The organism is Nonomuraea corallina, assembly GCF_027620315.1.
Lineage (GTDB): Bacteria > Actinomycetota > Actinomycetes > Streptosporangiales > Streptosporangiaceae > Nonomuraea > Nonomuraea corallina.
This window is the reverse complement of the sequence record NZ_JAPNNL010000239.1, coordinates 1-9,109: the sequence shown is the minus strand read 5'-3', so window position 1 is coordinate 9,109 and position 9,109 is coordinate 1. Positions and strand designations below refer to the sequence as shown.

The 9,109-nt window shown below is 72.1% G+C and carries 7 protein-coding genes and 1 pseudogene; 4 read left to right on the top strand and 4 right to left on the bottom strand.

The features are described 5' to 3' along the window. A pseudogene (locus tag OUY22_RS34095) lies at window positions 1-229 on the bottom strand (hypothetical protein); the annotation flags it as partial. Between the two features lie 57 nt (window positions 230-286). Between OUY22_RS34095 and OUY22_RS34090 the strand changes: the two are divergent. The 3 genes from OUY22_RS34090 to OUY22_RS34080 all read left to right on the top strand — a co-directional run bounded on the left by OUY22_RS34090 (window position 287) and on the right by OUY22_RS34080 (window position 4,032). Continuing rightward, the gene (locus OUY22_RS34090) at window positions 287-1,450 is read left to right on the top strand and encodes a thiolase family protein (RefSeq protein WP_270159412.1); all 1,164 of its coding nucleotides are present in this window, start codon (window positions 287-289) and stop codon (window positions 1,448-1,450) included. Beyond that, window positions 1,447-3,540 (top strand): 3-hydroxyacyl-CoA dehydrogenase NAD-binding domain-containing protein, encoded by a 2,094-nt coding sequence (locus OUY22_RS34085; protein ID WP_270159409.1) that lies wholly within the window; start codon window positions 1,447-1,449, stop codon window positions 3,538-3,540. Before OUY22_RS34090 ends, OUY22_RS34085 begins: the two co-directional genes overlap by 4 nt. A gap of 69 nt (window positions 3,541-3,609) precedes the next feature. Next, entirely contained in the window at window positions 3,610-4,032 is a 423-nt protein-coding gene (locus OUY22_RS34080) for an SSI family serine proteinase inhibitor (RefSeq protein WP_270159408.1), read from the top strand. Between the two features lie 30 nt (window positions 4,033-4,062). Here the strand turns inward: OUY22_RS34080 and OUY22_RS34075 are convergent, their stop codons facing one another. Both OUY22_RS34075 and dxs read right to left on the bottom strand, forming a co-directional pair. Then, entirely contained in the window at window positions 4,063-5,541 is a 1,479-nt protein-coding gene (locus OUY22_RS34075) for an amino acid permease (protein ID WP_270159407.1), read from the bottom strand. 114 nt (window positions 5,542-5,655) lie between these two features. After that, a complete protein-coding gene (dxs, locus tag OUY22_RS34070) occupies window positions 5,656-7,536 on the bottom strand; it encodes a 1-deoxy-D-xylulose-5-phosphate synthase (RefSeq protein ID WP_270159410.1) in 1,881 nt (626 codons plus the stop codon). A 148-nt stretch (window positions 7,537-7,684) separates the two neighbouring features. Between dxs and OUY22_RS34065 the strand changes: the two genes are divergently transcribed. Further along, complete coding sequence (locus OUY22_RS34065; RefSeq protein WP_270159406.1) at window positions 7,685-8,575, top strand: neutral zinc metallopeptidase; 891 nt, start codon at window positions 7,685-7,687, stop codon at window positions 8,573-8,575. Here OUY22_RS34065 and OUY22_RS34060 read toward each other — a convergent pair. Continuing rightward, window positions 8,514-9,109, bottom strand: a 596-nt coding sequence (locus OUY22_RS34060) for a phosphopantetheine-binding protein (RefSeq protein WP_270159405.1), incomplete at its 5' end; no start/stop codon positions are given. The two genes, OUY22_RS34065 and OUY22_RS34060, sit on opposite strands and share 62 nt — an antisense overlap.

The window sequence follows — 9,109 nt, the reverse complement described above, 5'->3', positions numbered from 1 at the left end:
GGGCGACCCGTGGGACCCCGGCCCGCGCCGCCCCCTGGGTGCCCCGGCGGACCTCCTGCTCGGCCCGCGCGCTCAGCGGTGGCGCGCCGTCCCGCGCAGGGCGGGGATCGTGCTGGCCGTGGGCGGGGTGCTGGGGGCGCGCGGGCGGGTGTGGGAGCTCGGCCCGGCGGCGCTCTGCGCGCTGGTGGCGGTGGGTCTCGCGTGCGCGGTAGTTACTGACGAGTAGCATAGGCCCGGAAGCTGTCCAGCAACGAGGAGCGAATCCGTGCCTTCCTCTCGTGACGTCGTGTTCGTCGACGGCGTGCGCACGCCTTTCGGCAGGTCAGGGCCGAAAGGGCTGTATGCGGAGACCCGTGCCGACGACCTGGTCGTGCGCGTCATCCGTGAGCTCATGCGGCGCAACCCCGGTCTGCCGCCCGAGCGGGTGGACGAGGTCGCCATCGCCGCGACCACCCAGATCGGCGACCAGGGCCTGACCATCGGCCGCTCGGCGGCGGTGCTGGCCGGGCTGCCCAAGACGGTGCCCGGCTACGCCATCGACCGGATGTGCGCGGGCGCCATGACCGCGGTGACCACGGTCGCCGGCGGCATCGCGTTCGGCGCCTACGACGTGGCGATCGCGGGCGGCGTCGAGCACATGGGCCGCCACCCGATGGGCGAGGGCGTGGACCCGAACCCGAGGTTCCTGTCGGAGAAGCTGGTGGACCCGAGCGCCCTGGTCATGGGCATGACGGCGGAGAACCTGCACGACCGCTACCCCTCGATCACCAAGGAGCGCGCCGACGCCTACGCGGTGCTGTCGCAGGAGAAGGTGGCCAAGGCGTACGCGGACGGCAAGATCCAGCCCGACCTGGTGCCGACCGCGGTCCGCACCGCCGAGCGGGGCTGGGGCCTGGCGACGCAGGACGAGGCGCCCCGCCCCGGCACCACGACGGCCGCGCTGAGCACGCTGAAGACCCCGTTCCGCCCGCACGGCAACGTGACGGCCGGCAACTCCTCCGGCATCAACGACGGCGCGACCGGCTGCGTCGTGGCCGCCGCCGACGTCGCGCGGGAGCTGGGCCTGGCGCCGAAGATGCGGCTGGTCTCGTACGCGTTCGCGGGCGTGGACCCGGAGGTCATGGGCGTCGGCCCGATCCCGTCCACGGAACGCGCCCTCCGCCTGGCGAATCTCGAAATGTCGGATATTGGGCTGATCGAGATCAACGAGGCGTTCGCCGTCCAGGTCCTCGCCTTCCTGGAGCACTTCGGCCTCGCCGACGACGACCCCCGGGTGAACCCGTACGGCGGCGCGATCGCCTTCGGCCACCCGCTGGCCTCCTCCGGCGTGCGGCTGATGACGCAGCTCGCCCGCCAATTCGGCGAGCGCCCCGACGTGCGCTACGGCATCACCACCATGTGCGTCGGCATGGGCATGGGCGGCACCGTGATCTGGGAGAACCTGGCATGAGGAACGTGGACACCTGGCGCGCGCTGCTGACCGAGCGCACCAAGGACGAGGTCGTCACCAAGGCTCTGGTCCGCGACGTGGAACTGCCGGGCGGCGCGGGCACGATGGCGCTGATCACCCTCGACAACGGCTTCGACCACACCAAGCCGAACACGTTCGGCCCGCACGGCCTGCTCGCGCTCAACGGCGCGCTGTCGGAGATCGCCCAGCGGACGGACCTGGCGGCCGTGGGCGTCACCGGCAAGCCGTTCGTCTTCGGCGTCGGCGCAGACCTGAAGGGCGCGGCGGCGCTGACCGGACGCGAGGAGGCGCTGGCGATCGGCGCGCTGGGCCATCACGTGTTCCGGCGGCTGGGTGAGCTGGACGTCCCGTCGTTCGCGTTCGTCAACGGCGCGGCCATGGGCGGCGGCCTGGAGGTGGCGCTGCACTGCACCTACCGGACGATCTCCTCCGGCGTGCCCGCCGTGGCGCTGCCGGAGTGCTCGCTCGGCCTGGTGCCGGGCTGGGGCGGCACGCAGCTGCTCCCCCGCCTGATCGGCCCGGCGAACGCGATCAAGCTGATCGTGGAGAACCCGCTCGCGCAGAACCGCATGACCAGGGGCCGCCAGGCGTTCGAACTGGGCCTGGCGGACGCGCTGTTCGAGCCCGCCGACTTCCTGGAGGAGTCGCTGCGCTGGGCCGCCCGGGTGCTCAAGGGCGAGGTCACGGTCGAGCGCACCGACCACACCGCCACCGACTGGGACAAGCCGGTCAGCGATGCCCGCTTCCTGGTGGACATGAAGCTGCACGGCGCCGCTCCCGCGCCGTACCGGGCGCTCGACCTGATCGCGCTGGCCCGTACCGCCTCCCGCGACGAGGGCTTCGCCGCCGAGGACGAGGCGCTCGCCGACCTGCTGCTGAGCGACGAGCTGCGGGCCGGGCTGTACTCCTTCGACCTGGTGCAGCGGCGGGCCAAGCGGCCCGCGGGCGCGCCGGACGCGTCGCTGGCGCGCAAGGTGACCAAGGTCGGCGTCGTCGGCGCGGGCTTGATGGCCTCGCAGATGGCGCTGCTGTTCGCCCGCCGGCTGGAGGTCCCGGTCGTGCTGACCGACCTCGACCAGGCGAGGCTCGACAAGGGCGTCGCGTACGTGCACGCCGAGGTCGACAAGCTGGCCGGCAAGGGCCGCGTCTCGCCGGACCAGGCCAACCGGCTCAAGGCGCTGGTGACCGGTTCGCTCACCAAGGACGCCTTCGCCGACGCCGACTTCGTGATCGAGGCGGTGTTCGAGGACCTGGCGGTCAAGAAGAAGGTGTTCGCCGAGGTGGAGGCCGTGGTGCGGCCCGACTGCGTGCTGGCCACCAACACCTCCTCGCTGAGCGTCACCGCGATGGGCGCCGAGCTGGCGCACCCGGAGCGGCTGGTCGGCTTCCACTTCTTCAACCCGGTCGCGGTCATGCCGCTGCTGGAGATCGTCAGGGGCGGCTCGACCGACGACGCCACGCTGGCCACCGCGTTCGCCGTGGGCAAGGCGCTGAAGAAGTCGTCGGTGCTGGTCAAGGACGCCCCGGCGTTCGTGGTCAACCGGCTGCTGACCCGGTTCATGGGCGAGGTCATCGGGGCCGTGGACGAGGGCACGCCGCTGGAGACGGCCGAGCACGCGCTGGACGGGCTCGGGCTGCCGATGACGCCGTTCGCGCTGCTGCAGCTCGTCGGCCCGGCGGTGGGCATGCACGTGGCCGAGACGCTGCACGAGGCGTTCCCCGAGCGGTTCGGCGTCTCGGCGAAGCTGGCCGCGCTGGTCGCCTCCGGCAAGCCGGGGGTGTACCGGCCGGACTTCTCGCTGGACGAGGAGGCGGTGGCGCTCTTCGCGGGCGGCTCCGCGCCGTCCACCGCCGAGCAGGTACGCGAGCGCGTGCTCAAGGCGCTGGCCGAGGAGATCCGGATCATGCTGGACGAGGGCGTGGTGGCCGCGCCGCAGGACATCGACCTGTGCATGATCCTCGGCGCCGGCTGGCCGTTCCACCTGGGCGGGATCACCCCGTTCCTGGACCGCGCCGGCTACGCGCCGTCACGCTTCCTCCCGCAGGGCGTGGCTTCACTGCCGGTTTGACCTGGCCTTGGGGAGGCCCGCCCGGCGGGCCTCCCCTCCGGCCGTCACTCTCCGTCGTAGCCTCGGGCCGTGCTACGAAGGGAGAAGGTCATGATGAAGGCGGTCGGCGCCCTGGCGCTGAGCGGGGCCCTGCTGGCGGTCGCGGCCCCCGCGCTGGCGAGGAGCGGCGCGCCGGGAGCGGCTCAGGCCCCGGGGGCGAGCCTGCGGATCCTGATCGCGGTCAAGGACGGCGGCACGCGGGAGGCCCGCCTCACCTGCCGTCCGTCCGGAGGCGACCACCGGTCGCCGCGCCGGGCCTGCGAGCTGCTGCAGCAGGTCGACGGCGACCCGGGCCTGCTGGACGTCCACCCGCAGGCGGTCTGCACCCGCGAGTACCGGCCCGTCTCGGTGGTGGTGATCGGCAAGTGGCGCGGCAGGTCGGTCTCGTTCGGCCGGGTGTATTCCAACGCGTGCCTGATGAAGGCGGCCGGCGGGGCGGTCTACACGCTGTGAGCCCGTGGGGGCGGCCGGCGGGCCGCCCCCTCAGGACGCCTCAGGCTGCTCCTGGGCCGCGCGGGTCATCCGGCTGTGGCGGTAGCCGTAGGTGAAGTAGAGCAGCGCGCCGAGGACCATCCAGACGAGGAACCGCAGCCAGGTCTCGACCGGCAGGTTCAGCATCAGGTAGAGGCACGCCAGGACGGACAGGATCGGCAGCAGCGGCACCAGCGGCGCCCTGAAGGACCGCTTCAGGTCGGGCCGGGTGCGCCGCAGGATGATCACTCCCACGGACACCACCACGAACGCGAAGAGCGTGCCGATGTTGACCAGTTCGGCCAGCGCGCTCAGGGAGATGAACCCGGCCAGCACGGCGGCGACCACGCCCACGATCGCGGTGAGCAGCGCGGGCGTGCCGGTCCTCGGGTGGACCTTCGCCAGCCGCCGGGGCAGCAGCCCGTCGCGGCACATCGCGAACAGCACCCGGGTCTGCCCCAGCATCAGGATCATCACCACGGTGGTCAGTCCGGCGATCGCGCCGATGCTGATGAGCACCGCCGCCCAGTCCTGCCCGACGGCGGTGAACGCGTCGGCCAGCGGGGCGGAGGAGCTCAGCTCGCTGTAGCGCTGCATGCCCACCACGACCAGCGAGACCGCCACGTACAGGAACGTGCAGATGGCCAGCGAGCCCAGGATGCCGCGCGGCAGCGCGCGCTGCGGCTCGATGGTCTCCTCCGCGGCGGTGGCCACGATGTCGAAGCCGATGAAGGCGAAGAACACGATGGCCGCGGCGGAGAAGACGCCCATCACGCCGAAGGCCACCGGCGTGATGCCGAACAGCACCTGGATGAGCGGAGCCTGCACGCCCTCCACGGTCGGGGTCGACTGCGCCTCGGGGATGAACGGCGTGTAGTTGGCCGCGGTGATGAAGAACAGCCCGGCCACGATCACCAGCAGGACGACCGAGATCTTGATGATCACGATGACCAGGTTGACCCGGGACGACAGCTTGATGCCGGCGATCAGGACCGCGGTGAGGATCAGCACGATCGCGACCGCGGGCACGTCCACCACGGGGTCGTCGCCCGCGATCGACGCGGGCAGGTGGACGCCGATCGAGGTGAGCAGCGAGCTGAAGTATCCCGACCAGCCGACGGCCACCACGGCCGCGGCCAGCGCCAGCTCCAGCAGCAGGTCCCAGCCGATGATCCAGGCGGGGAACTCGCCCAGGGTGGCGAAGGAGAAGGTGTAGGCCGACCCCGCCACCGGGATCGTGGAGGCGAACTCGGCGTAGCACAGCGCCGCCAGCGCGCAGACGATCCCCGCCACCGCGAACGAGACGGCCACCGCCGGCCCGGCCATCTCCTTGGCGACCTCTCCCGTCAGCACGAAGATGCCGGTGCCGATGATCACCCCGATGCCGAAGACCGTCAGGTCGACGGCGGTGAGGCGCTTGCGGAGCTGGTGCTCGGGCGCCTCGGTGTCGCGGATCGACTGCTCGACACTCTTGGTGCGAAAGATGTCCACGGTCGGCGATCCTTCCCGGGGCCGGGGCGATCATGCGCTGAGCGGGCCACCCCGCTCCTCAGCCGTACGTGCGACTTTCCCCGTGCGTGCCGGGCGTAACCCGGGAAGGCGCCGTCACGAAGGGCTGACGACCGGGGAGGCCCGTCTGGCCACCGCCTCGGTGATCTGCCGGGCCAGGTCCTGGCCGGTGAGCCCGATCCGGCTCAGGATGACGGCCCGCTTGGCGTGGTCGAGGAAGTGCTGCGGGATGCCGAAGGTGCGCACCGGCACGTCCACGTCGGCGTCGCGCAGCAGGCGGGAGACCGCGTCGCCCACGCCGCCGACCCGGCCGTTGTCCTCGACGACGGCGACCAGCCGCCGCCCCGTCGCGGCGCCGACCAGGGCCTCGTCCAGCGGCTTGACCCAGCGCGGGTCCACCACCGTGGCCGTGATGCCCTGCGCGTCGAGCAGGGTGGCGGCCTCCAGGCAGGCGTGCGCCATCGGGCCCACGCCGACCAGCAGCACGTCGGGGTCGTCGGTGCCGGGCTCGTGCAGGACGTCCATGCCGCCGAGCTTGCGTACGGGCTCGACCGCCTCGGCCACCGGCCCCTTGGGGAAGCGCAGCACGGTCGGGCCGTCGGTGACGTCCACCGCCTCGCGGAGCAGCTCGGTGAGCCGCTCGCCGTCGCGCGGGACGGCGAGCCGCAGGCCGGGCACGATCTGCAGGAGTGAGAGGTCCCACATGCCGTTGTGGCTGGCGCCGTCGTCGCCGGTCACGCCGGCCCGGTCGAGCACCACGGTGACGGGCAGCCGGTGCAGGGCCACGTCCATCAGCAGCTGGTCGAAGGCGCGGTTGAGGAAGGTGGCGTAGACGGCCACGACGGGGTGCAGGCCGCCCATGGCCAGGCCGGCCGCGCTGGTGAGGGCGTGCTGCTCGGCGATGCCGACGTCGTAGGTGCGGTCGGGGAAGGCGTCGGCGAAGCGCGCCAGCCCGGTCGGGTGGAGCATCGCCGCGGTGATCGCGACGACGTCCTCGCGCTCCTTGCCGAGCCGGACCAGCTCGTCGCTGAACACGTCGGTCCAGATGCGGCCCTTGGGCTTCTCCGCGCCGGTCGCGCGGTCGAAGGCGCCGGGCGAGTGGAACTGGTCCTCGTCGTGGTTCTCGGCCGGGCTGTAGCCGCGGCCCTTCTGGGTGAGCGCGTGCACGATGACGGGGCCGCGGAAGCCGCGGGCCTTGCGCAGGGCCGCCTCCATGGCCTGCTCGTCGTGGCCGTCGATGGGGCCGACGTACTTCAGGCCGAGGTCCTCGAACATCGCCTGCGGGGCGATGACGTCCTTGACGCCCTTCTTGATGCCGTGGAGCGCGTCGTAGAGGACGGGAACGTTCCCGAGCTTGTCTTTCACGAACTCCAGCATGTCCTCGTAGCGGCGGTCGACCCGCAGCGACGACAGGTGGGAGGCGAGGCCGCCGATGGTCGGCGAGTAGGAGCGCCCGTTGTCGTTGACGACGATGACGACGGGCAGGTCCTTGACGGCGGCGATGTTGTTGAGCGCCTCCCAGGCCATGCCGCCGGTGAGCGCGCCGTCGCCGATCACCGCGACGACGGTGCGGTCGCGCTCGCCGCGCAGCTTGAACGCCTTGGCCAGGCCGTCGGCGTAGGACAGGGCGGTGGAGGCGTGGGAGTTCTCCACGAAGTCGTGCTCGGACTCGGCCCGGCTGGGATAGCCGGACAGGCCGCCCTCCTGCTTGAGCGCGTCGAACCCGGCCGCCCGGCCGGTGAGCAGCTTGTGGACGTACGCCTGATGGCCGGTGTCCCAGATGACCGGGTCACGGGGTGAGTCGAAGACGCGGTGGACGGCGATGGTGAGCTCCACCACACCGAGATTGGGGCCGAGGTGGCCGCCGAAGCGCGCGCAGGAGTCGACGAGCAGGTCGCGGATCTCACCCGCGAGCCGCGGCAACTCCCCGGCTGCGAGCCGTTTGACGTCGTGCGGTCCCTCGATCGAGCCCAGCAACCCGCTCACGGATCCGGCTCCCCTCTGCTCTTGTGCGCCGACGGGGTCGAGTCTAGTTCGCGCGAGCCGCACCGGACTCATCGACTCAAATCCACACCAATTTGTCAGCTCTTGACCTACTCTTTGGCACATTATGAACACTCTCCCCATGAAGAAACTGGCGTCCCTAACCGCGGCCGGCGTGGTCCTCACGCTGGCCGGCACGGGTACGGCGGTCGCACAGACGCACGGCGCCCGCTCCGGGCAACAGACGCAGACCCAGGCCGCCACCCAGCCGGCCACCACCCAGCAGGCCGCCACCCAGGCCGCCGCGCTGCAGGTCACCCAGCAGGCCAACCCGCGGGGCAAGACCGCGGCGACCCGCAACCCGCTCTACCGGACCGGCCGGCTCGCCGGCACGAACTGCGCCCCCGGCGGCATCCAGCGCGGCAGCACGGCCGCGTACAAGCGCTTCCTCCAGCGCATGACGAACTGCCTGAACCGGGCCTGGGCCACCCAGTTCCGCAAGGCCAACCTCAGCTTCAGCAAGCCGCGGCTGCGGATCGTCACCAAGAGGGTCAACACCGCCTGCGGGCGCTGGGTGTCGGGCGCGGCCGGCGTGTACTGCAGCACCAACCGCACGATGTACATGCTCATCACCAAGCGCGAGCTGCGCCAGCCGTACCCGGCCGGCATCGCCAGGCTGATGGCCCACGAGTACGGTCACCACGTCCAGACCGTCTCCGGCATCGGCAGCTACTACTACCCGGCCAGGGCGCGCGCCGGCCGCTCGGCCGGACTCCTGCTCTCGCGCCGCCTGGAGCTCCAGGCCGAGTGCTTCTCCGCGGTCTTCATGCGGACGATCAGCAACTCGCTGCCCGTCACCCAGCAGGACTGGGACCACATGGTGAGCTGGTTCCGCGAGAACGGCCACAAGGGCTGGGCGCAGAACGACCACGGCAAGGGCCGCAGCCAGGCGTTCTGGATGGAGCGGGGCTTCAACTCCGCCCAGCCGGGCTCCTGCAACACCTGGACCGTGTCCTCGCGCTACGTCGCCTGACCTCACGACGCGGGGGCCCCCCCCCCCCCGGCCGGGGCCGTATCTCCGCCGGCGGACCGGCCTCCTCGTCCGTCGCGTCCCGCTCCCCCCGCAGCCGGACGATCTCCTCGACCACCCCCTTGATCGTCGGATCGTCGAAGAAGGCGTCCAGCGACACGTCCACGCCGACGCTCTTCCTGATCCTGGCCGAGATCTGCGTGATGGTGAGCGAGTGCCCGCCGAGGTCGAACAGGTCGTCGTCGGCGCCGACGTCGTCCAGCTCCAGCACCTCGCACCAGATCCGCCGCACCTCCTCGACCAGCGCCACCTCGCCGTACAGGCCCGGCTCCGGGGCCGGGTCCCGGCCCGCCGGTCCGGAGGGCTCGGGGAGGGCGGCGCGGTCCAGCTTGCCGATCGGGTTCAGCGGAAGGGCGTTCAGCACGACGTAGGCGCCCGGGACGGCGGGGGCGGGCAGGGTCCGCGCCAGGTGGGCGGCCAGCGCGCCGGCCTCGGGGGCGGCCGCGCCCGGCGCCGGGACGACGTACGCGATCAGGC

Bases quoted from the DNA above. Each gene is read 5' to 3' on its own strand.
- OUY22_RS34085 (WP_270159409.1), top strand. From the start codon at position 1,447: ATGAGGAACGTGGACACCTGGCGCGCGCTGCTGACCGAGCGCACCAAG.
- OUY22_RS34065 (WP_270159406.1), top strand. From the start codon at position 7,685: ATGAAGAAACTGGCGTCCCTAACCGCGGCCGGCGTGGTCCTCACGCTG.